The organism is Phocaeicola sp. RTP21198st1_B8_RTP21198_201120 (assembly GCF_040929485.1).
In the GTDB taxonomy this organism is placed as follows: domain Bacteria; phylum Bacteroidota; class Bacteroidia; order Bacteroidales; family Bacteroidaceae; genus Phocaeicola; species Phocaeicola dorei.
In genome coordinates, this window is the sequence record NZ_JBCOCI010000037.1 from 23,290 (window position 1) to 47,172 (window position 23,883).

15 protein-coding genes are annotated in these 23,883 nt (G+C 38.6%); 5 read left to right on the forward strand and 10 right to left on the reverse strand.

Annotated features, from left to right (window positions below):
* The first annotated feature begins 93 nt into the window (after window positions 1-93).
* Window positions 94-798: a tRNA1(Val) (adenine(37)-N6)-methyltransferase gene (locus AB5935_RS14020; protein ID WP_007835636.1), complete on the forward strand. Its 705-nt coding sequence runs from the start codon at window positions 94-96 to the stop codon at window positions 796-798.
* A gap of 82 nt (window positions 799-880) precedes the next feature.
* Here AB5935_RS14020 and AB5935_RS14025 read toward each other — a convergent pair whose 3' ends face one another.
* Window positions 881-1,915, reverse strand: a complete 1,035-nt coding sequence (locus AB5935_RS14025) for a diacylglycerol/lipid kinase family protein (RefSeq protein WP_007835635.1) — start codon at window positions 1,913-1,915, stop codon at window positions 881-883.
* Between the two features lie 243 nt (window positions 1,916-2,158).
* On the opposite strand from AB5935_RS14025, the gene spt reads away from it, so the two are divergent.
* Together spt and AB5935_RS14035 are read left to right on the forward strand one after the other, a co-directional pair.
* Entirely contained in the window at window positions 2,159-3,346 is a 1,188-nt protein-coding gene (gene spt, locus AB5935_RS14030) for a serine palmitoyltransferase (protein WP_007835634.1), read from the forward strand.
* 86 nt (window positions 3,347-3,432) lie between these two features.
* Entirely contained in the window at window positions 3,433-4,320 is an 888-nt protein-coding gene (locus tag AB5935_RS14035; RefSeq protein WP_038609620.1) for a DMT family transporter, read from the forward strand.
* A gap of 7 nt (window positions 4,321-4,327) precedes the next feature.
* Here the strand turns inward: AB5935_RS14035 and AB5935_RS14040 are convergent, their stop codons facing one another.
* From AB5935_RS14040 to AB5935_RS14080, 9 genes are all read right to left on the reverse strand, one after another.
* Window positions 4,328-6,679 (reverse strand): ABC transporter permease, encoded by a 2,352-nt coding sequence (locus tag AB5935_RS14040; protein WP_038609623.1) that lies wholly within the window; start codon window positions 6,677-6,679, stop codon window positions 4,328-4,330.
* Between the two features lie 59 nt (window positions 6,680-6,738).
* A complete protein-coding gene (locus AB5935_RS14045; protein ID WP_007835631.1) occupies window positions 6,739-7,413 on the reverse strand; it encodes an ABC transporter ATP-binding protein in 675 nt (224 codons plus the stop codon).
* An 18-nt stretch (window positions 7,414-7,431) separates the two neighbouring features.
* Complete coding sequence (locus AB5935_RS14050) at window positions 7,432-9,795, reverse strand: ABC transporter permease (RefSeq protein WP_038609626.1); 2,364 nt, start codon at window positions 9,793-9,795, stop codon at window positions 7,432-7,434.
* An 18-nt stretch (window positions 9,796-9,813) separates the two neighbouring features.
* Window positions 9,814-12,213 carry an ABC transporter permease gene (locus tag AB5935_RS14055; protein WP_038609628.1) on the reverse strand — a complete coding sequence of 800 codons (2,400 nt, stop codon included), beginning with the start codon at window positions 12,211-12,213 and terminating at the stop codon, window positions 9,814-9,816.
* 20 nt (window positions 12,214-12,233) lie between these two features.
* Entirely contained in the window at window positions 12,234-14,603 is a 2,370-nt protein-coding gene (locus AB5935_RS14060; RefSeq protein ID WP_007848937.1) for an ABC transporter permease, read from the reverse strand.
* A gap of 13 nt (window positions 14,604-14,616) precedes the next feature.
* Window positions 14,617-17,013, reverse strand: a complete 2,397-nt coding sequence (locus AB5935_RS14065; protein WP_007842826.1) for an ABC transporter permease — start codon at window positions 17,011-17,013, stop codon at window positions 14,617-14,619.
* Window positions 17,014-17,023: 10 nt separating this feature from the next.
* On the reverse strand, window positions 17,024-18,274 hold the full coding sequence (locus tag AB5935_RS14070) for an efflux RND transporter periplasmic adaptor subunit (protein WP_007842824.1): 1,251 nt from the start codon (window positions 18,272-18,274) through the stop codon (window positions 17,024-17,026).
* Window positions 18,275-18,358: 84 nt separating this feature from the next.
* Window positions 18,359-19,828 carry a TolC family protein gene (locus tag AB5935_RS14075; RefSeq protein WP_007835620.1) on the reverse strand — a complete coding sequence of 490 codons (1,470 nt, stop codon included), beginning with the start codon at window positions 19,826-19,828 and terminating at the stop codon, window positions 18,359-18,361.
* A 47-nt stretch (window positions 19,829-19,875) separates the two neighbouring features.
* Entirely contained in the window at window positions 19,876-20,799 is a 924-nt protein-coding gene (locus tag AB5935_RS14080; protein ID WP_007848951.1) for a tetratricopeptide repeat protein, read from the reverse strand.
* A 222-nt stretch (window positions 20,800-21,021) separates the two neighbouring features.
* On the opposite strand from AB5935_RS14080, the gene AB5935_RS14085 reads away from it, so the two are divergent.
* A complete protein-coding gene (locus AB5935_RS14085) occupies window positions 21,022-22,389 on the forward strand; it encodes a sigma-54-dependent transcriptional regulator (RefSeq protein WP_007835616.1) in 1,368 nt (455 codons plus the stop codon).
* On the forward strand, window positions 22,386-23,717 hold the full coding sequence (locus AB5935_RS14090) for a sensor histidine kinase (RefSeq protein ID WP_007851734.1): 1,332 nt from the start codon (window positions 22,386-22,388) through the stop codon (window positions 23,715-23,717). Before AB5935_RS14085 ends, AB5935_RS14090 begins: the two co-directional genes overlap by 4 nt.
* The last annotated feature ends 166 nt before the right edge of the window (window positions 23,718-23,883 follow it).

The following is a 23,883-nucleotide window of genomic DNA, read 5'->3' on the forward strand; positions in this document are numbered from 1 at the left end:
AACTAATTGAGTTTTAAAAATCAAATATTTCCTAATAATTGGAGTAATTAAATGGATTTTTCTATTTTTGACAGCTAATTTAATAAATATAGTATGCCAAATCCTTATTTTTCTTTTAAGCAATTTACTGTTTATCATGATAGATGTGCCATGAAGGTTGGTACGGACGGAGTTTTATTGGGAGCTTGGGTTGATGTGGTTTCTGCCCGTAATATTTTAGATGTTGGTACTGGGACCGGATTGATTTCTTTGATGATGGCACAGCGGTGCAATGCCCAGATAAGAGCTGTTGATATAGATGCGGATGCTGTGGAACAAGCTCGTGGAAATGTGGCGGCATCTCCGTGGCAGGATAGGATAGAAGTGGAGTTGCAGGATATTTGCCATTTTACATCGGAAACACTCTTTGATGTTATTGTTTCCAATCCTCCTTATTTTACCGATTCATTGAAATGCCCTGAAAGGCAGCGTAATATCGCTCGGCATACAGATCTTCTTGATTTTGATAAATTAGCAGAATCTGCCGCTCGTTTGCTTCATTCCGAAGGTGTTTTTTCTGTGATTATTCCTGCTGATGGTAAAGAATCTTTTTTGATGGCTGCCACTCGTTACGGATTACATCTCTCACACCAGACTTTAATTCATACAAAACCTGGAACTGAACCCAGACGGGTATTGCTTGCTTTCAAATTCTCTGTGGATAAATGTGTTACAGACGATTTGACCATCGAATTATCACGTCATGTGTATAGTGAAGAATATATAGCCTTGACTAAAGAATTTTATTTGAAAATGTAGAGGGTGGATTATTCTGAACATCATCAAAGAAACTGTTTTTATTTGGCAGAGTCTTTACTGATGTTCAGAAAAAAGATATTTTTTATTGTTTTTTGGATAGACGACGCAATAAACTTTTGTTAAGCTCAAATAAATGGCTGTGCCGGAAAGCAAAAGTTTCAGCTTTAGGCTTCATACCACTGAATATTTCGGATATTTGTTGTAAGAGACTAAAAGGTTCGTTCTCTTTTTTTTTATCAGAAACAATGATGTTGAGTCCGTGTGGAATCAATTCTACCTCAATATCCTTTCCTCCCATGATCGGATCTCCGTCATAATGCATTACTCCGGGTTTTGAACGATGTATCTTAATCTTTTTAGTACGGAATGTCTTGATCCGGCTGTTTTGGTCTATGGTTTTGTTGAAAAGTTGAAAAGATAAAGAAGGAACATCCAACACTGTGAATGGCTCTAATATTGTGACATCCATCAAACCATCGGTTAACGAGGCTTGTGGAGCAATATATGCGTTATTCCCATATTGGGAGGCATTGCCGCAGGCTATCAGGAAAGCTTTGTATTTTACCGTTCCTTCTTCATTTTCTATTTCATAAGTTTCAGGTTTGTAACTCAGACTCTCATGCAAGGTATTTTCCAGATAGGTTAGTAGTCCGCGTTTGCCTGAATCAGCAAACTTTAAGCTGACAAATGCGTCAAAACCTACTCCGCATGTGCAGAAAAAAGGTATGTTGTTTATTTTTCCGTAATCAATACAGGCAACAGAACTTTCATTTATAATGTCAATAGCAGCCTTGGGCTCCAAAGGAATTTGTAAATGTCGCGCTAGTCCGTTTCCCGACCCGCAAGGTATAATACCTAATGCTGTATCCGTATGTATCAGTGCACGTCCTATTTCGTTTATAGTTCCATCTCCTCCAATAGCTACTACTATATCTACTTTCTCTTTGGCAGCTGCAGCCGCAATTTTTTCAGCATGGCCGGCATATTGTGTTTTGACAATCGTATAATCATAAAGTGTACGGTTTATACGTTCGTCAATCCATTTTAATATGGCTCTTTTCCCCTGTGTCCCCGAGATAGGATTAACGACAAATACAATTTTCTTTTTTGTGGTCATACTTTTACTTTGGTAGTTTAGCTCTTTATTAAACGCAAAAGTAATACATTTTGTTTATAACTACCCTAAATCCTAAAAGTTTTGATGTCCCTAAATATTTTTTTGAAAAAAAGTACAATCGGTTGTAGAATTTACTATCTTTGCAGCCTGTTTTGACGGGAACACCTTGAAGACAGAATGTATTAGTGAGTTTATATACATTATTTTAAAGTAGGCCGACGAGGCTTACATATACAATAGGATATGGGATTATTACAAGACAAGTTAAGTAAATTCAGATTGCCTCAACTATACATGGAAAGAGGCGTTTACCCTTATTTTCGTGAGATAGACAGCCATCAGGATACAGAGGTTATCATGGATGGTAAAAAGGTGCTGATGTTTGGCTCCAACTCATATATGGGGTTAACCTACGATGAACGGATTATCGAAGCAGCTATTGCTGCAACCCGTAAATATGGTACAGGTTGTGCAGGTTCACGCTTCTTGAATGGTACGCTTGATCTGCACGTTCAGTTAGAAAAGGAATTGGCGGAATTCGTAGGGAAAGATGATGCATTGGTTTATTCTACCGGTTTTACTGTAAATGAAGGTGTGGTATCTTGCCTGACAGACCGCAATGACTACATTATCTGCGATGACCGTGATCATGCTTCCATCGTAGACGGACGTCGTCTTTCTTTCTCCACCCAGTTGAAATACAAGCACAATGATATGGAAGCCCTTGAGAAAGAACTTCAGAAGTGTAAACCGGAATCTGTGAAACTGATTGTGGTGGATGGGGTTTTCTCTATGGAAGGTGATTTGGCTAACTTGCCTGAGATTGTTCGTTTGAAAGACAAATACAATGCAAGTATCATGGTGGATGAAGCACATGGCTTGGGTGTGTTCGGTCGTGACGGGCGAGGAGTCTGCGATCACTTCGGACTGACAGATCAGGTAGATGTTATTATGGGTACATTCTCAAAGTCACTGGCTTCTATCGGTGGTTTTGTTGCTGCGGATAAAGATACAATCAACTGGTTGCGTCACAACTCACGCTCATATATATTCTCTGCAAGTAATACTCCTGCTGCAACAGCTGCTGCACGTGCTGCACTTCATATCCTTAAGAGTGAGCCCGAACGTCGTGAGAATTTGTGGAAGATTACAAATTATGCTTTGGATTGTTTCCGTCAGGCCGGTTTTGAAATCGGTGATACTGAAAGTCCGATCATTCCACTTTATGTTCGTGATACGGACAAGACATTCGAAGTGACTAAGCTGGCATTTGACGAGGGTATATTTATTAATCCTGTTATTCCACCAGCTTGTGCACCACAAGATACTTTGGTGCGTGTTGCTTTGATGGCTACTCATACAAAGGAACAAGTTGACTATGCTGTGGATAAACTGACCAAGTGCTTTAAGAAGTTGGAAATCATAAAATAAGATATCACAGGTTGCCTTTGTAAAGGCAACCTGTTTTTTATTATGTATTATTGTCTATCTTTGTATCCGTTTTACTTGAAAAGGACATGAATCGGATAAAAGGTATTCTATATGCAGCAGTGTCTTCTGCGACTTTCGGATTGGCACCGTTTTTTTCCATAAGCTTGTTGGCTATTGGATATTCTTCTTTTGAAGTGCTGACTTATCGTTGGGGAGTTGCTACAGTTGTCTTGCTTGTTTTTGCTTTTCTTACCGAATGTGATTTTCATATAGGGTATAAAAATTTTAAAACAATTTTCGGACTGAGCTTGCTGCGTGCGCTTACTTCGTTCAGTCTTGTCATAGCTTATCAGAATATTGCAAGTGGTGTTGCTTCTATCATCCATTTTATGTATCCGCTGGCTGTTGCAGTAACAATGGCCGTTTTCTTTAGAGAAAAGAAGTCTATTGTGACTTTCGCTGCTATCGTTTTATCATTAGTAGGAGCATCTTTCTTATCTTCCGGAAATATAGAATATAATGGTGGAAATAGAATGGTGGGATTGATAGCGGCCTGCATATCGGTTTTCTCTTATGCCGGTTATATAATAGGTATAAGAAAAACTAGAGCAGTGGAAGTTAATTCTACGGTATTAACTTGTTATGTGATGGGGTTGGGAGCCTTGCTCTTTTTGCTGGGAGGACTTTTCTATGATAAGGGGGTCCGTTGGGAAACCAATGTAATCACTTGGCTCTATATTGGGGGACTGGCACTTCCTGCAACTGCGATCTCTAATATCACGTTGGTGAAGGCTGTAAAATTGGCAGGACCGACGTTGACTTCTTTATTGGGTGCATTAGAACCTCTTACGGCAGTCCTGGTAGGGGTATTTGTATTCAATGAACTCTTTACTACATACAGTGCTTTGGGCATAATCCTTGTTGTGATTTCTGTAAGTTTGGTGCTTTTTCAGCAAAAAAGAACATATACATAGACGTTTGCTATTCAGTTTTCAGGCTGTTTACCGGATTAGTGCGTGCACTAAGATAACTATGTATTGTTATCGTAATGGTTGTAATTACCAATACAATAAGAATAGGAGTCAGGAAATTCCATTGTGTGGCTGAAATTCGATAAGCAAATTGCTCCAGCCAATGTTGCATTAATAACCACGTTATCGGAACAGCGATGATGTATGCTACTAGTATTTGCCATAGAAAAGAACGGTTTAGTAACCATACTATTTCCCAATTGGAAGCACCATGCACTTTACGGATTGCAATTTCACGGGTACGATGACGTACAGCGTACCATGAAATACCGAACAGGCCAAAACAGGTCAGGGTCAATGCAATAAATGAGTAGCTGATAAGGATTCGGGAGAGTATAATTACTTTGTTATTACGCAACATAAATTCTTTATGCATATCTACATATTTGAAACCTCTGTCACCATTCATTTCCTTCCATAATTTTTCAATAGATACCAATGTTTCTTTATAATATTCAGGAATGAGTTTCATTTGTATGAATGTTCCTTTCTGAATTAAATCCTGTTCTGTTCCAATAGATATTTGTTGACCACCGATTTCTTCTTCCAGGGAGTTAAATGGGAAATTCTTGAAAATACCTGCAATAATACTTAATGAATCCGAGAATCCATCAAATTCATTTAGTTTATGGCCTATGTGGGAAACATCTATGTTCAGCAAACGCGCAAGGTTTTCATTGATAAAAGCCGGATGAGTATATTCCCGACAGGCTTGGGAGGGAGATACTCCGGCAATTTGTCGGATATGCATGGTTTGGAAGAAAGCTGTGTCAGTAGGGATGTGTGCTATAAAATTATGTTGGATACTACCGTCTGTTTGTCGGATAGGAAGCTCACGAAGCCAACAGTAAAGTACAGAACTCATGGAAAGACTTATAGACTCTATCCCATCCATTTGTTTCAGTTCCTGATAGAGCGGAAACAGAGGAAGGGTGCCATTTCCTATTTCTATTGTATTTTCGTAATGGTATGCACGGGATTTGATTAGATTCATTTGTTTTTGTGTAAGAGTGGTTGCATACACTAACCCGATTGAAAATATAAACTGGATGGTAACAAGCAACCATATAAATTGTTGCTTTTTCCTTCCTGTATAAGTTTGCCGATACTTGCTCAAAGTCTGTTGAGAGAGTTTATGGCTGATATACAGACCGGGAATGACAGCCATGAAGAAAATGAAGGATAAAAGTAAAGGTAGAACTTGCCAGCTGAAAAAGAAAGAGAAGAAGAGGTGGGTAGACAACAGATCATTAAACCACGGCAGCATGTCATTAATAAGCAATAATGATAACAGGAATGCAAATAAAACGGTAAGTGCTGCATCAAGAAATAACTGACTGCGGATTTCTTTTGATTTTGCTCCCATCAATTTCTCTATATGTATCATTTTAAGTTGCTGCATGATACGTGAGAGAGTCAGATTTGTATAGTTGAAACAAGCGATGATAAGTACAAGCAGGGCTGAAATCAGACTGATATATAGTAATAATACGTCACAGTGTTGGAAGAAAGCCAACTGTTGCTGCTTACTGTCTTTTCCAGTATTAAAGTATAGTTCTTTTATCGGATCAATATAATATTGTGAATCCGGTACTAAAGTTGGAATCTTGTCTTTTTTAATTTTTTCCTGTAAAGCTAAGGGAGATGCACCTGGTTGTAGTTTTAATAATACGGGACCTCCCCATGATTTGTCGGATAGTCCTGTCAGCAAATCAAAATGCAGAAAAGATTGTGGACGATCTTCTAATATAGCTGCTACTTTATAACTTTTACTTTGTCCTTCTTCGTTGATTATTTCCAGGATTTCTCCAATTCCGGAATGATTTCCGAAAAGTCGGTGAGCAAATCTTTTGTTTACAGCAACTTTGTCCGGGGTCGTGAGGACTTCTTCCAGGCTGCCTTCTAAAGTTGTATAAGGGAAAAATTGATTTAAAGTAGAGTCGGCACTGATAAAAAGAAACTGTTTGATATCTGTTCCATTATATTTGCAAAGATTACCAGACATTCCGTTCACATGCAGAATATCTGTAATTTCAGCATATTTTTCTTTTATCTGTGTGGCTGCGTCTGAGGTAGAGTAGGCTACTTTAATACCTTCTTCCATTGGAGAGTCTTGACGTAATAGATAAATGAGGTTACGGTCGGTATTATATTTTTCCACATTATATTCATGGATAAAAAAAGTCATAAGCAGATTGGTGCATCCTAATCCAGCTGTAAGACTGAATAGTGAAATCAGAAAAAAAAGTTTGTTCCGCCACCAGTTGCGGACAATAAGTTTGATGTTTAAGAAGATGTTCATTGTTATAATATCCTTTTGTTATCATTGAGGTGGTTAAACCACCTCAATGATAAATTAATTTATATTTTTATTTCATTCACCACCTGTCCGTCAAACAAATTAATGGTTCTTCCTGCATAGCCGGAATCGTGTTGGGAGTGGGTAACCATAACAATTGTTGTTCCTTCTTTATTCAGCTCGGTCAAAAGTTCCATTACTTCCTTGCCGTTCTTGGAATCCAGATTACCGGTAGGCTCATCTGCTAGAATCAGTTTCGGATTTGCTACTACAGCACGGGCTATTGCAACACGTTGTTGCTGTCCGCCAGATAGTTGTTGTGGGAAATGTTTTACTCGATGAGCAATAGCCATACGGTTCATGGCATCTTCTACCCGACGTTTGCGTTCTGTCGCCGGAATTCCCATATACAATAAGGGTAATTCGATATTTTCGAATACATTTAATTCATCAATCAGGTTAAAGCTCTGGAACACGAATCCGATGACTCCTTTACGTAAATTGGTGCGTTGTGCTTCGGTAAATTTGGAAACGTCTGTTCCGTTCAGTTCGTAAGTGCCTCCCGTAGGATTGTCCAAAAGGCCGAGGATATTCAGCAGGGTGGACTTTCCACAACCGGATGGTCCCATGATGGCTACAAATTCGCCTGCTTTAATTTCTAGATTGACATTGTTCAATGCCCATGTTTCGACTTCTTCTGTTTTGAAGATTTTCTGCAAGTTTACTGTTTTGATCATAATCTTATATTTTAAAAGTTATTCGTTTTTGATTACTTCTGCAGGATTCTCGTTGGCTGCTTTCCATACCCGCCAACTGATTCCTGCTATGACTGTCAGAGCCAGCCCTATAAGAATAAGGATGAATGGTAATGGACTGATACTGACCTGCCGGACATAGTTTAATATCCATTGCTTGATAATGACGTATGTGATTGGAAAAGCGAACAGTGCAGCAATACAAAGCATGATTAGATATTCCCGGAAAAACAGGAATAGAATGCTCCATACTGTGGCTCCATTTACTTTACGTATTGCAATTTCTTTACGACGTTGTTCGCAAGTAAGTGTTACTAAAGAATAAATGCCGAACATGGCGGTAAGAATACATACTAAAGACGCGAAACTAAGCAGCCGGGTCAGCATTTCTTCGGAACGCAGGTAATTATTATATACTTCTTCTTCACTGTTCAGACGCAAGATATTCTCAGGAGAACATTCGGTCTGGTAAAGGTGTTCAAGGGCTTTACGACATTCATTCCACGTTCCTTCTTTATATTTGAATAAGATACCGGCAGAACGCTGCATTAATCCCATTTGTTCTCCAACCAGAAAGCCTGTATGGGGAATGGGTAAAGTCGGTGCTCCATAATGGCAATCCTTCACTACGCCGACAATTGTATAGGTAATGTATGATTGTATAATATGTTTGCCGATGGCTTCTTGTGGGCTCCATCCCATTCGGCGCGCCAGTGATTCATTGATAATGATGTCTTCATAAGTAGATAGGTCATCAAGCCATTCACCGGCTAATAAGGTGATATCGTAAAAACGGAAAAAATCTTCTTTCCCTAAAAATAACTTAACCGGAACTGGCGTATCAATAGGAATATCCAGTCCCTCCCAATTGTCAAATTGTCCGATAGCTGTCAGTTGTGATACTATGGGGTAATAGTCAGGTTGCATAACTTCGGTTATCATGGGAAGTTCTTTTATTTTTCTTATTAAAGGAGTATAATCCATGTCTCCCATAACAGAGAAGCTGCCCCGATTCTTAATTTTCAATCCTAAATCGCGGTGACGCAGGTAATCCAATTGTTGGTTTATCAACACGGTACATCCTATAAAAGACAAACAGACAAACAATTGAAGAACTATACTTCCTCTACGTAACTGTGTACCGGTACTCCTTCCGGTATTGTAACGCAAAGAGAGGTGTAGGGAACGATGATATAGTATATATAAAAGTCCGATAATGGCAGTCAATATAATTAGGGAGATCAAACCGATGAAAAGAAAGGCTTCTCCGTATAAAGAGGATTTTGCTGTATCAATTCCTGTAAGTTCTATGAAAGATGGAAAGCATATTTCTATCAGCAGAAATCCGGTAGTAACTGCACACGCCAACAGAAGCAAAAATTCCACAGTTAAGAGAGAAACAAGCGAGCGGATGTTGGCACCGTGTATCATTCGCAGTGCCATTTCCCGTTGACGGACTCTCATGCGGTTAATAAATAAGGTGAGATAATTGATTAACGCACACGTTATGATTAATATACCGGCTATTGAAAAATAGATGATATACTGAAAAGTTATTCCAGCTTCTTTATCATCTCGGAAATCTTTTGCATCATGTAGTTTGGAAAGCGGAGTAAGTATAATCCGTTCAATGCCGGTTTTTCTGGTCAATGTCACTTGTTTCAGTTCGGCAGGCAGGTTGGCATTGATTTTTGATTCTAATTCTTCAATGTCTGTATCCGGCTTTACCTTAATCAGTATGCTCCAAGTGATATACCACCAGGTTTTTCCCAATTCTGGGTTGCCTATAAAGTCAAAAGGAAAATTGGTATGTCTGTTTTCAGCTTGGACAATGGCACAAATTTTTTTGGTACGTCTGAGCATTTTCACCTCTTTTCCTATCGGGTCTTCCGTTCTGAACCATTTTTTTGCAGCTTCTTCAGTGATTGCTATTTCGGCATTATCTTTGGGGAGCATAAAGTTACGGTTTCCCTTAATAATCCGGATATCCATCAGATTCATCCATGCACTGTCTGCTGATGAAAAAACGGCATCCTGATATTTGTCATTCACGCTGATTCGTTCAGAAATGAGATGAAAGGGGGCGGCAACTGCTATATCCGGAAAGTGCTGGGCCAAATAAGCGGCTAAAGAATAGGGAACTCGTGTTGAAATTTTCCCTTCCGTATATTCGTCATTAGTGCGTACCATATAGATACGGTCGGCATCCTGGCGGAAATGGTCGTATGTCATTTCATAATGTATCCAGTAAAGGGATAATGAAAAACAGACAAATCCTACAGCCAGTCCTAGAATACTGACTGCCGATTGGACTTTGTACTTTACTAAGTTCCTGATTGCTATTTTCAGACAATGTTTTATCATAGTTGAATCTATTTCTTATCATTCGTTCTTGATTACTTCTGCCGGATTAATTCGTGCTATTCTCAGAATACGGAATAATACCGTGAGGGCCGTAATAAATGTTATTCCGGTGAAAATTCCTGCCCAATATATGATACCGTCATTAAAGAATACAATATATGCTTTTTTCCACATTTGTATGACTATATAAATAAATGGAAATGCAATAACTGCGGAAACAGTCAGCAGTCTTATATAAAGGCGGGCAAACAATAAAATAATCTGTTTCAATCCTGCTCCATTTACCTTCCGGATAGCTACTTCCTTTTGTCTGCGTTCCGTATCCAATGTGATGGTCGAATAAACTCCCAACAAGGTAATGAGCAGGCTGACGATAGAAAAGAACAGGATAATCCCTTTCAATTTATTTTCTGTTGCTTGTGCTTCATATATATCCTCCTGCAATGTAGTGACTTGAGGGTGAATACTTTCCGGAAGTGTTTCTTGCAATGTTTTTTCTATCATTTTTTTTATTTCAGCCGTTTTCCCCGGCTCGCATTTCAGATAGCAATGACCTACATAATAATTGAAGTCGCTGGGTAAGAATACAAATCCAGGACTTTGATTATATACATTGGCGATAAAATCGCCACATATACCGCAAATGGTATAGCTTTCCGAGTAATTGTATAAAATAGTTCCTAACGGATCTTTTTTCTGGCGTTCCGCCCATGTTTTGTCTACTACCAAATCCTCTTTGGCTTTTAATGTGTGTCCCGATAGTAAAGGTATGTTCATGAATTGGAAGAAGTTAGTGGAAACATTCATGACATTTACTTCAAAACTGCTTTCCGGGTTACCTTTTTCCATTTGCATCCCAGTACCTGATATACCTTTCAGATAACTGATGTCTGCCAATAATTTGTCTTGTACACCGGAAAATTTGGATATACGTTCTATTAAAGCCAGTTTCTCTTCATTCTTCATAAACATATAATCTATGGAGAAACTTAGTATATTGGCTTTTTCTTTTTCAGTCAATGTGTTGAATAGGGTAGATTCCGTTTTTTCCGCTTGCATATAAAGAGCTACGGTAAATGCGACGAAAATCCAGCATATAAAAAATTGGATACCTAACAGTATATTTCGCATTCCATGTTTATGACGTTTTATCTCACTGCCATGAATCTCTGTCTGGATAGATGTGTAATATATGCGCAATACAGTTATAAAGCATAATATCATACATAAAAATAAGATGAATATCATATACTCTGTGGTCTGTATAAACAAGAGGTTCTTTTCAATGATAAGAACATAATTAAATAAATTGAAATTCAAATAGGGGCTGATTATTTCAATCAAGCAGAACGTAAACAAGAAAGCGATGAATGCAATGATGACAGACTGGACAAAGAGTTGGTAAAAAAGTCGCTGGTTTCCACTGCCCATAACTTTGCGTATCCCGTATTCACGGTTACGATTCAAGAAAGTTCCCATAAGAAAATGGAAGAAATTAAGAAGTCCGGTCAGTAAGATCAGCAGGCCTACTATCATGGTTATTCCTGCAAAATAAGGAGCGATGGACTTATCCCAAAATTTCTCTCCAAAGGGTGAGGCGGTTATAGCTGTTTCTTCGTCATACATGTAGTGCTTCATATTTATGGAGCGAAAACGGGCTTCTAATTTTCGGGCTGTTTTACCTGGACGTAGCAGAGCAAAACCAAAACCTCCGGTCATATTATCACGACCGTTGAATTGCAATGTTCCTTCACTGTCATTCAAAGTTAGCATATCCAGTTTCTCAAGAAAACTCAGGCTGGTATTCAGGGGAATATCTTCTATCACGGCCTGAATGGTATAGGTTATGCCTCCAGTACGAGGAGTGGTATCCGGTGCTGTAAAAAGACGTTGTGTCAATATCATACGTTTGCCTATGGGATTTTCTGACTCACCGAAAATCTTTTTTGCTAAAGAGCGGGTCAGTATAATGGCATTGGGGGTGTTGGAGGCTACTTCCCATGATCCCTGTAGTATTTGGGGAGTGAATACTTTCCTAAAAAGAGAGTCTACTTCCATTGTCATCAAATGATCGTATGGTAATTCTTTCCCTTCTTTTATCTCTACGTTGTAACTCCGCTCTCGGGGATAAACGGTAAAGGTAAAATCTTGAACCTCATCGAATCTAAGTTTACGCAATTCTTCAATCGTTGTTGCCGGAATACCAGAATACAAATCTCCCCGTGTTGTACATAAATTTATGTCTGCTATGCGTTCCTTATTGGAAAAGCAAGAATCTACTTCGCTGATGAACCGGCTACAATAAAGACAGATACTAAAACATAATATCCCGACAGATAGCCCTACGATAGATATCAGATTTTGTATCTTATATTTTAATAAGTGGCGCATTGCCATTTTTATATAATGCCTTAACATATTTCCGTTGTTTTATAAAATTATTCTGTTTTCATGATTTGCGTCGGATTAATATGTGCCGCCTTTTGTATTTGGTATGCTAAGGTGCCCAGTGATATGATTATTACCAACAGCAATGATATGATAAAAATGTCTATACTGACAGGTGCCCTTACTGCAAAATCCTGAGTATAGGTATTTATCAGATAACAAGCCAAAGGAATAGCTATGACAAATGCTATAATTAAAACGGTTATATATTTGCGGAATAACAGTCGGTAAAGGTCTTTGGCACTTGCACCGTTCACTTTACGAATCGCTATTTCCCGATATCGTTGGCGAATGTCAAAAAGAGAAATCCCTAACAAACCAAGACTGGAAATAATAATAGCTATACTTGCAAAAATAGAATAAATAGTGGCTGTTTGGCGGTCTTGTGTATACATTGCTTTGATATCATCTTCCAGAAAAGTATATTCAAAGTCTTCACTTCCATAGAGTTTATATTCCAAATTACGTAAGAAATCAATCACTTCTTTCTTTTTGCCGGGTGTATAAGCTATCTGATAGAGATCACCACTGAACCGTGCTCCGACAGGATAGATAGTAGGCTTGATTCCAGATGTCAAATGTCCTTCAAAATAATCCTCTACTACTGCAACAATAGGTTGAAGAGAAGCGTTAGCATTAGCCTTTTTTTGATTTTCTTCAATCACTCCAACGCCATTGATTGAAGTATAGCCTAATGCTTTCAGTGCGGCTTTGTTTACAACAAAAACAGTGCGCCGGTCTTCTTTATTTATATCGGGTATCTCACCTTCAATTACTTTTATATCATATAATTTGAAAAATGCAGGAGTGGCGTAATGAATATTTAGAAACACCTTTTCTCCTTTATTGTTCAAATAATTTGTACCAAAGGTAGGAGTAAGGATATTCTCATAGCTAGGTTCGTACAATTCAATAAAGGGGCATGCATTAAGTTCATTATCCAATTGCATGACACGTTGGCGGCGTTGTTGCATACTTTCATAAGTATAGCTGCTAAAATCTTTCGATTCATATACTAAATTTACATTCATTATGTTTTTAGTACGAAAGCCCGGCTCGGTACTTAATAACATTCCAAGTTGTCGATTAAAATAAAGTGAAAGTACCACTAACAAAAAAGTTATAATATACTGTGCCCCTAGAAAGAACATACGAAAATGTTTGGAATGACTTTGGGCACCGATAGAGCGAATGGAAAGAATGGGGGAGGTGTAATTGTATTTAATGTATGGATAAATAGAAGTTATTACTGGTAACAATAATAAAATACTTGCCGAAAGCCATCCGTCGAAAGCCGTATAAGAAAAGTGAGTGTCGAACAAATATTCAGTAGGGGCAGACATTATTTCAATAATAAGCCAAGATACTAATAAGGCGCTCAGAACTAGTAATGTATTTTCAATCCATATATTGGCAAACAATGTTCTGCCGCATACGCCAAATACTTTCTTCAATCCATATTCTTTTCCGCGACGTAATAATGCCACCAGATAAAGATTAATAAAATTCAAGATGCCGGTGAGGAGCAATAACAGGCATACGCCCGACAAAATGATTAAGTGAGAACGGTTTCCCGAAAGAAACATAGCAGGTTCACGGTCAGTTAAAGAACCGTCCCAGTAAATATCCTTCACAGAAATTAAAGAAAAAGTATGTGTGCGAGTGTCATATTCAGGATCATTTATATACCGTGGAACACTACCTGTCTTATTTATGGCATTTATATCTGTACCGGGTAGGAAACGATAGAGCTCCGTATTCATCCTTTCCCAATGTTGGGATAATTTAGAAGAGAGGATGATATCAAAGTTAATTGTAGTTTTGCACTCAGGTTCTCCTACAATGCCTTCTATGGTAATGTCTTTGCCATTACTATAACGTAGTATTTTACCTATAGGATTTTCATTACCGAAAATCTTGCGGGCGTATTTTTCCGTTAATAATGCCGACTGAGGTGTTGTGAGAGATAGCTTTCCTTGCACTATAGGATAATGAAATAACTGAAAAAAGACACTGTCGGTAACGAGGCAACGTGCCGGAATACGGTTGGTACCGGAAATGACATAGTCCTTTTCCAATGGAATATAGGTGGTCATAGCTTCTACGAAACGATTGTCAATAGAAATGGTATCATAGTTATATTGTTTCAGTCCACTTAGTCCCCGGTTGCCTTCTGTATTGGTACAGATGGCATACACATGCTCCCTGTCGATGCAATGTGTGTCCACTGTCAGTTCTCTATGGATATATCGCATCAAGATGATGCTGCATGCCAGACTGCATGCCAGTCCCAGCAAATTAATGATAGTATACGATTTAGAACGCATTAAAAAGCGCCAGGAATATTTCAGTGTTTTCATATTTTATGTGTGTTTATTCTGATCTTATAATTTTTGCGGGATCAATTTGAGCAGCTTTGTGTATTTGCCAAATTACTGTGCTTGATGAAATAAAGGAAATGATAGCTAGAACTGCTAAATAAATCCCTATACCTATAGGTGTTTTTAGCACAAAATCCTGTGTATACATATATATGAGGTAATGGGCAAGTGGAACAGCCAATACAAATGCACAACCTATTACTTTGATATATTTGCGGAATAATAGCAGGTAAAGGTCTTTCATCCCTGCACCATTTACTTTGCGGATGGCAATTTCACGATAACGTTGTCGGATATCAAATAAGGATAATCCAAATAATCCCAAACAGGAGATGATGATTGCTATCAAGGCAAAGACGAAATAAATATTTGCTGTTTGACGGTCCTGAGCATAAAGTTTGTGAACTTCATCTGTCAACCAAGTATAGGTGAAGTCTTCGGTATTATATATTTCTTTCTCTGTTTTCTTCAGATATTCTATGACTTCTTTTTCTTTATCGGGGTTGACGGCAATCAAAAAATCGCTGTTGCCACTGCTGGGCCCCACGACAAATGCCATCGGTTTTATTCCTTCAGTGAGATGGCTTGGGTAATAATCGTCTATTACAGCCACTACAGGCATAAGTTTGGTTCCACCTTCTTCCATTTCTCCTTTTTCGCTGACACTAATCCAAAGTGGAGATTCGCTGCGTACAAAAGCATCTTCTAGTTGCGCATAGCCCATGGCTTTCATTGCTGCTTTGTTTAGTACCATTTTATAGTCACTCCAACCTTCAAATTTTTGGGGGATTTCTCCTTCCAGTACTTTCAAATCATACAGTTGGAAGAATTGTGGGGAAGGAAATAGGGTGAGCATGGGTTGACGGGTATCTTGGTCATTTAACAACATGCAGATAGAGCTTCCCCTTAATATAGAATAATGGGAACTCATCCACATTTCAATGTGAGGACACTCGTTTAATAGTTGCTTGATACGGTCTTGGCGGGCAAAGCGCTCATTGCGCTTTTCTTCTGTTTCAGAGCGCAGATAATTTTTGTTCTCGTGTAACAACTCAGCTCTAAGAATTCTTTCTGTCCGATATCCGGGAGAGGTATTCAGCAGGAAATGCAGTTGCTTGCCAAAGTAAAATGACAAGATAAGGAGTAATATGGTTATAACGTATTGGAAAAAAAGGAATGTCATACGTACAGTGATAGCATGACGGTTTGATGTTATTGAACGAATAGATACAATAGGAGGGAGATAATTGTATCTGATGTATGGATAAATAGAAGTGACTAAAGGTAATAATATGATGAATCCCAAAGACAATTTCCAGTCGAATGCCGAATAGCTAATTTGTTCATTCATCAACCGGCTGACTGGTACTTGGGTTGCTTCTATCAACAGCCAGGCGGTTAGCAGTGCGGCAAAGGCTAATAACTGATTTTCCATCCATATTTGTAAAAACAAAGGCAGACGCTGCAAGCCGAATACTTTTTTTACTCCATATTCTTTAGAACGTTTCATCATAAATACCATATAAATATTGATGAAATTCAATATACCCACCAATAATAGCAATATGGTTACTCCTGAAAGAATATACAGGTGCGTACGGTTCCCGAATTGCATAATGGAATCGTAATCGTCATCGTGACCGATGGAATTTTCCCAGTATAAATCTTTCCAAGCAATAAACTTCCAACGTATTCTGTTTCCTCTTTTATCTTTTCTGTACACATTGCTGATTTTGTTTATTTTGTCTAGATTTACTCCGGGGAGTATACGCATCAGTGATATATCCATACGTTGCCAGCGTTCTATCAATCTGTATGATACTAGTATATCGAACTGAAGTAATGATTTGCAGTCCAATTCTCCGATCACCCCCTTGATAGTGATATTTTTACCATAATATTCCAATACTTTACCTATCGGATTTTCTTTGCCAAATATATTACGAGCATAGTGTTGGGTGATAATGGCGTCATTGGGAGCTTCTAAACTAGCTTCGCCAGCCACAATCGGATAGTGGAAAAAGTGAAAAAAAGTGGAATCTACAGCTGCTATATTCATTGCATAGTTGCTGTTCTCGTATACCACATTGTCTCGTTGCTGTAGCATGAGACGGCATTGCTCCACTATTTGATGGTCAAGGATATAAACAGAATCCGCTTCCGTCCAATCTTGTTGCAAACTTCCCGGATGAATGTTTCCTTCCATATCCCGTAACGGAATGATGATATGTTCCGGATCTACGCTATGTGCATCCACCGTCAGTTCCCTATGGATATACCGTATTAGGATGATGCTGCATGCCAGACTGAATGCTAGTCCCAGCAAATTAATGATAGTATATGATTTAGAACGCATTAAGAAGCGCCAGGCATATTTCAAAGTTCTCATTTTGCATGTTTTATTTTAATATTAATTCTTCCGCGTCACCAAAGGTATCATATCCTGTGATAACTACAAATTCTCCAGGCTGTAAACCTTCTGTGATTTCATATTGAAGCGGGTTTTGGCGTCCTATGTTCAATGGAACTTTTACAGCTTTTGTTTTTGATGAGTTTATTTTGTAAATCCATTGTCCTCCAGTAGACTGGTAGAAGTTTCCACGTGGGATAACTATAGCTTGTTCGGGTTGGCCCAATTCTATTTGTACTCGGAAGCTCTTTCCTACACGGACATTCTCGGGCATTTCTCCGGTAAATACCAAGTCCACATCAAACATGCGGTCTTTTACCTCAGGAACTACTTTAGTAATTTTCAGCGGGTAGCGTTTTCCTTGATAGTTTACGGTAGCCGGAAGACCTGTTGTGATGCGGTCAATATAATATTCACTTAAAGAAGCATGAATTTTATATTGATCCAGCACTTTTATTTCAGCTATACTTTCTCCCGAAGCAACCTGTTGACCGGGAGTAACTTTCACAAAACTTAGTTGGCCGCCAATCGGAGCTTTTACTATCAAGTCTTCCAACCGTTCTTCCGCACGTTTCAGTTTTTTGCTTTCACGTTCCAGATCATTTCTCAATAGTTCTTTGCGGATAAGAGTTACGGATGAATCATGTTTCAGACTTTCCATTTGTAATGCCGTATTTTTCAGTTTATACTTATATTCATCTTCAGATACTTGAAGCTCAGCCTTGCTCTTAATTCCCATTTTGAATTCCTCTTTGTCCAATCCGAAGCTTTTGCGCAGTCGTTCCATTTCATATTGTGCCTGTAATGTTTGTTGCTTCAGTGTCAGACTCTTTTGTTCCATTTCTATCTCTTTCTCTTTATAAGTGATTCGTTGTTTTTCCCACTCGTCACGTTGGTCTTCAATGGAACGAATCAGATCCGGATTAGTCAATATCAACAAGGTGTCACCTTGTTTCATCATATTCCCTTCTTCTCCAACAATGCGGTCTACACTGCCGCCCTCACGAGTATTTACTTTGATGGTAAGAATGGGTTGCACCAGTCCTTCCACATCTACATACTCCATAAATTTGTCGTCTTTTACTTCGGCTATCTGAATGTTGTCTGTTTCGATACGCAGTTTGCGAGGACCTAATGAAAGGCTTATCACATAGATAAGGAAGATAATAAAGGTCAGTGCAGCTATCATATAGTAGCGATAGCGGATGTACCACGGTTTCTTTTCAATTTTTATATCCATTAGTTTATGTTTTTTGATATAATTTTTTTATTTCTTTTTTAATGCATGGCGATAATACAAAGGTCATTTATACCTGTCGTGTAGTTAAGGTTTAGGTATAGTACATGAAATCTCTGCTTTTCTGAGGAAATCATATCCCGTCATACTTCTAAGACCATAATACAGACTCCAATAAGTTTTCAAAGCTGTTATATAATTTCTCCGTGCGGTATCTTTTTCTGTAATGGCGGCATTGAGGTCCAGGATTGTCGATTTTCCCAAGATATAAAGCCGACGTGCTACATCATGGCGTCGGTCGGCCGTCTTGTCCGTCTTGGCGGCTACTGCTACACGGTATGCTTGAAGATTGAACTGACGGACCATTTTACATACATTCAATTCAAAATCTTTCATTCCCTGTTCAGCTTGTGTATCTACTAAGTCTACATTGGAACGAGCTACACGGACGCGTCCTTTTCCACGACCCCAATCTAGGATAGGTAAAGAAATACCAATACTGGCATATTGTTGATTCATGGGGTTTCGGTAAGAATCTGCAAATTTATTTCCGGTTTGAGAAAGCCCGAATTGTACATACAGGTCAGCTTTCAAACCCGCATTGGCTTTTGCAGAAGCTAATGCGCTGCGGCTTTCCAATTGTTTGCGTTTATAAGTGTCAGGGTCGGGACTGTTTTTGAATGCCAGTTGTAATGCTTTTTGTAAAGAGATTTCAAATTGAGGAATACTGTCTTCCGGAACAACTCGTAAATTTATTTCCCGATTAATACCAAGGAAGGAACGGAGTGTTTGCATTTGGTCCTCTACTTCGATACGGGCATTCATCATATTGGTTTCTTCTGTCAGTTTGTTTATTTCCAGCTGTAGCATTTCGTTTTCAGTTATTGTTCCTATATTATATCTTCCTTCGGCATATCTGTATAAAGTATCAGCAGAAGCATAGTTGTAGGTAGCTATGTCAAGATTGGTTTGTGCAGTAGCCAAGTTGAAGAAAAGAGTGCTGGTTTCTGAGGCTACAAGTTCCAATGCTTCTGCATATGCTTTACGGGCTTCCCGGTAGCGAAGGGGTTCGATACGACGATCCCATTTTAAAGAGTTATATCCAAAAAGTTGCTGTTCGTAACCTATTACTACGGGTTGGGTGTTATACGCTGTATGATTATCTTCAAATTCATCAATGCGTTGGGTGGTACTTTTTACAAACAAGCTGCCACCGGTGAACCATATATTTTGATTTATTTTAAGGCTGAGGTCTGTGCTTAACTGGTCTTGCTGGATAAATTGGTTTGTTCCATCCGGTTGGGTAATTTTGTTTATCTCCCGATTCAGGGTAGGAGATGAAGTTAATGTGACGGAGGGAAGATAATTCGCCCGGAAAAAACGGTAGTTCCAATAAGCTGCCCGATAGGTATGACGGGCAGCTTGTGCTTCCGGTGAGTTTTCTTGTGCTATTTCAATAGCTTGTTGCAAACTCAGTGTCATTAATTCTTCTTGTTGTGCTGCGGCTGTTTCCGGGCGAAGCAGAAGGGAAAGTGCTATAATACAATATAGTTTCATGTTCGTTTTTTTATGTCTTTATACCTATTAGTATTTTTGTCTTATAGTTAGGGAAACAGGAACGAGTCTTCAGTGTCTTTTTCGGATAAGTCGCTTTTTATTTTGGTTAATGCTTCCTTTGCTTTTTCATGACCGTTGTCTATAGCTTTTTGGAACCAGAACCGGGCTTGTTGTAAGTCTTTCTCTACGCCTTTACCCCACTGATACATGCGACCCAGGTTATATTGTGCAGGAGCATTCCCCTGTAAAGCAGCTTTAGTCAGCCACTTGGCTCCTTTAGCAAAATCTTTTTCCATTCCCTCGCCATAACAATACATATTTCCTATATTATATTGAGCTATCGGATTATTCTTATCTGCTGCTTTTTTAAACCAAAAATAAGCTTCTTCAAAGTCTTTGGGAACCCCAAGTCCGTTTTTATATAAATAACCGATATTGTTCATGGCGTCCGTATTACCATGAGCCACAGAACGTAGGTACCAAGTCATAGCAATGTAACAATCTTTACGTACTCCCCAACCATTTTTATAAAGGCTCCCCATACCAATTTGAGCTTCTGGATTTCCTTGAGTGGCAGCTTTGTTCAACCATTTGAATGCTTGGCTGTAATCCTTAGTGACTCCCAAACCATATGTGTACATAAAACCTATATTGTTTTCAGCATAAGTGTTTCCGCCCGTTGCCGATTGATGAAAAAGTTTCAAAGCTTTATCATAATCAATTTCACCTCCTAAGCCTTTTAAATACATGTCGCCTGTCAGATATTGGGCATGATGGGCCGTATCAATGCGAGCTATCTTTTCTAATAACTCGCGTGCTTTTTCATATTGTCGATTGACATAGTGGGTTTGTGCTTCTTCCCACAATTGACGGCAGTCACCTATATAAAGCATATAGATCTTATTGCTGGATAGAATTACTATGCTTGCTACAAGGCATAAACTGATAACTATTATTGATTTTTTTTTCATAACTTAATATATTAGTATTATAGACTAATCAAATAGTGTGCCATTATCTTATCTCTTTGTTTACCAGAATTTTGTGGGCTAAAAAATAAAAACGTCTCTGTGCGGATACGCACAAAAATAGTGCGTATTCGCACAGACAACACACTAAAAAAAACAATATCTTTGCAAAATAGCGGATAGAAAATCTTTTATTCGTATAATAATGTATATGAGGATAAAATAATGAATACAAAAGGAAAAATATTGATTATAGATGATAATGAGGACGTGCTTTTTGCACTAAACCTTTTATTGGAACCCTACGTAGAAAAAATAAAAGTTACTACTCAACCGACTCGTATTGAGCATTTTATGACTACTTTTCAACCTGATGTTATTCTGCTTGATATGAATTTCCGCCGGGATGCTATCAGCGGGCAGGAAGGGTTCAATTGTCTAGAACAGATATTAAAATTAGACCCGCAGGCTATTGTCTTGTTTATGACTGCTTATGCAGATACAGATAAAGCTGTACGGGCTATTAAGGCTGGAGCTATTGACTTTATTCCCAAACCTTGGGAAAAAGAAAAACTACTTGCTACGCTTTCGTCGGCTATCAAACTTCGTGATTCTCGTAAAGAGGTCAGGCAACTGAAAGAACAAGTTGTAGCATTGAGCGGGCAGGATGAAGAGATGCCTCAGATGATAGGGCACTCAGCGCCTATGCGAGAGGTTTTTGATACTATTCGGAAATTATCGGATACTGATGCTAATATTTTGATATTGGGTGAAAATGGAACCGGTAAAGATTTGGTGGCCCGTTCTCTACGTTATTTTTCTCCTCGTCGTGAATGTCCTTTTATAACGATTGACTTGGGGAGCATACCAGAATCATTGTTCGAAAGTGAATTGTTCGGCTATGAAAAAGGGGCTTTTACAGATGCCCGTAAAGCAAAAGCGGGACGTATGGAGGTGGCATCAGGAGGAACGCTTTTTTTGGATGAGATAGGGAATTTGTCATTACCTATGCAATCCAAATTGCTAACAGCCATAGAAAAGCGGCAGATTTCACGTTTGGGAGCAACGGATATAATTCCTATTGATGTTCGGTTGATAAGCGCAACGAATGTAAATATCCGACAATTGGTGGAGGAGGGCAATTTCCGTCAAGATCTGTTGTATCGCATCAATACGATCGAGATTGCCATTCCTCCCTTGCGGGAAAGGGGAGAGGATGTGCTCTTATTGGCTGATTATTTCTTACAACGGTATACTCATAAATATAAGAAAGAGATAAACGGACTGAACCGCGAAGCCAAGCAGAAACTCATGCGTTACCATTGGCCGGGTAATGTACGCGAATTACAGCATGCCATAGAACGGGCGATTATTCTTTCGGACTCGCCATTGTTAAAGCCTGCAAATTTCATGTTGCAGCCACAACCCGAGAAGAGGGTGAATACGGATGAGATACTGAACTTGGAACAATTAGAACGCAATGCCATAGAACGTGCTATGAAGCGCAGCGAAGGAAACTTGAGTCGTGCAGCGGAATATTTGGGGATTACCCGTTACGCTCTTTATCGGAAACTTGAAAAATTAGGTTTATGAATCGTTTACAAACTTTACGGATGATAGCTTGTATGTTACTGATGGGGGTAGTAGCTATAGCTGCATATCTGTTTTATCAACATTCACTCTATTTTTGCTTGTTATTTTCGCTGATGATTATGGCAAGTATTATCATCTATATCTGTCAGTGGCAATATAAAACGACCCGTATGATATCACGAATGATAGAAGGTATTCGTTATGCAGATTTCTCTTTGAGTTTTTCTACCCAGCACAAAACTCGTACAGAACAACGATTGGCACAAGAAATAAATAATGTTGTTGCTGAATTCCGTACTCGGTTGTCCGAGAATGAAGAGCGATATCAATATTATGAAACATTATTGAATACTGTTGACAGCAGTTTGCTGGTAGTAGATAGTCTGTGCAATATACATTGGATGAACCGGGCCGCCATGCAGGATTTGTGCGGCTATTGTATTCATTCAGTCAGGGAATTGGCTCTGTTAAATTCTGAATTTCCTACTATTATCCTGTCATTACAGCCTGGAGAAATTAAAACAGTACGAATACATAAAGGAGATACTCTACAAGAATTGGCTGTTACGGTATCCGAATATTCCGCTCAACATGGTACGGAACTCCGGTTAGTTAATTTAAAGAATATCCGTGCTGTATTGGAGGAAAATGAAATGGAAGCATGGCAAAAGCTGATTCGTGTACTTACTCATGAAATAATGAACTCCATTGCACCCATTATTTCATTAAGTGAAACATTAAGTGAGCGTGCTGTGCAAAATGGTATGAATGAGAAAGATTACAATATCATGTTGCAAGGGATGCAGACTATTCATAGAAGAAGTAAAGGATTACTGAATTTTGTGGAAAACTATCGTAAACTTTCTCGTCTGTCTGTCCCGATACTGGCTCCAGTAAATATAGGTGAGTTGTTGAGTGATATGAAAAAACTATTCCCTAATAAAAACATACAATATATATATAAAGTAGAAAACCCAGAAACGATTCTGATGCTAGATCGTTCACAGATAGAACAAGTATTAATCAATTTACTAAAGAATGCAGGTGAGGCTTGTGTAGAGCAAACCTATCCCGAAGTTATTATTAGTACACATTGTGATTTAGACAAACATCTATTTTTCCTTTCTGTCTGTGATAATGGTAGTGGTATTCTTCCTGAAGTTTTGGATAAAATCTTTGTTCCTTTTTTCACAACGAAGTCGACAGGTAGTGGTATCGGACTCAGTTTATGCAAACAAATTATGAATTTACATGGTGGAAGTATCTCGGCAAGTAGTGAAATAGGGAAGGGGAGTTGTTTTACACTGAAATTTCTTTGTTGCGGATGAAAAAAATGAAGTTAATATGCTGATTTATAATTTAATAAATAATAGCACGAAAAAAAGTGGAAAAAAATCACTTCAAACGTTTGCACATATAAAAAAAAGTCGTACCTTTGCATCGTTTTTGAGAAACAGAGCAATTGAAAAAATAAAAAGATTCGGGGTGTAGCGC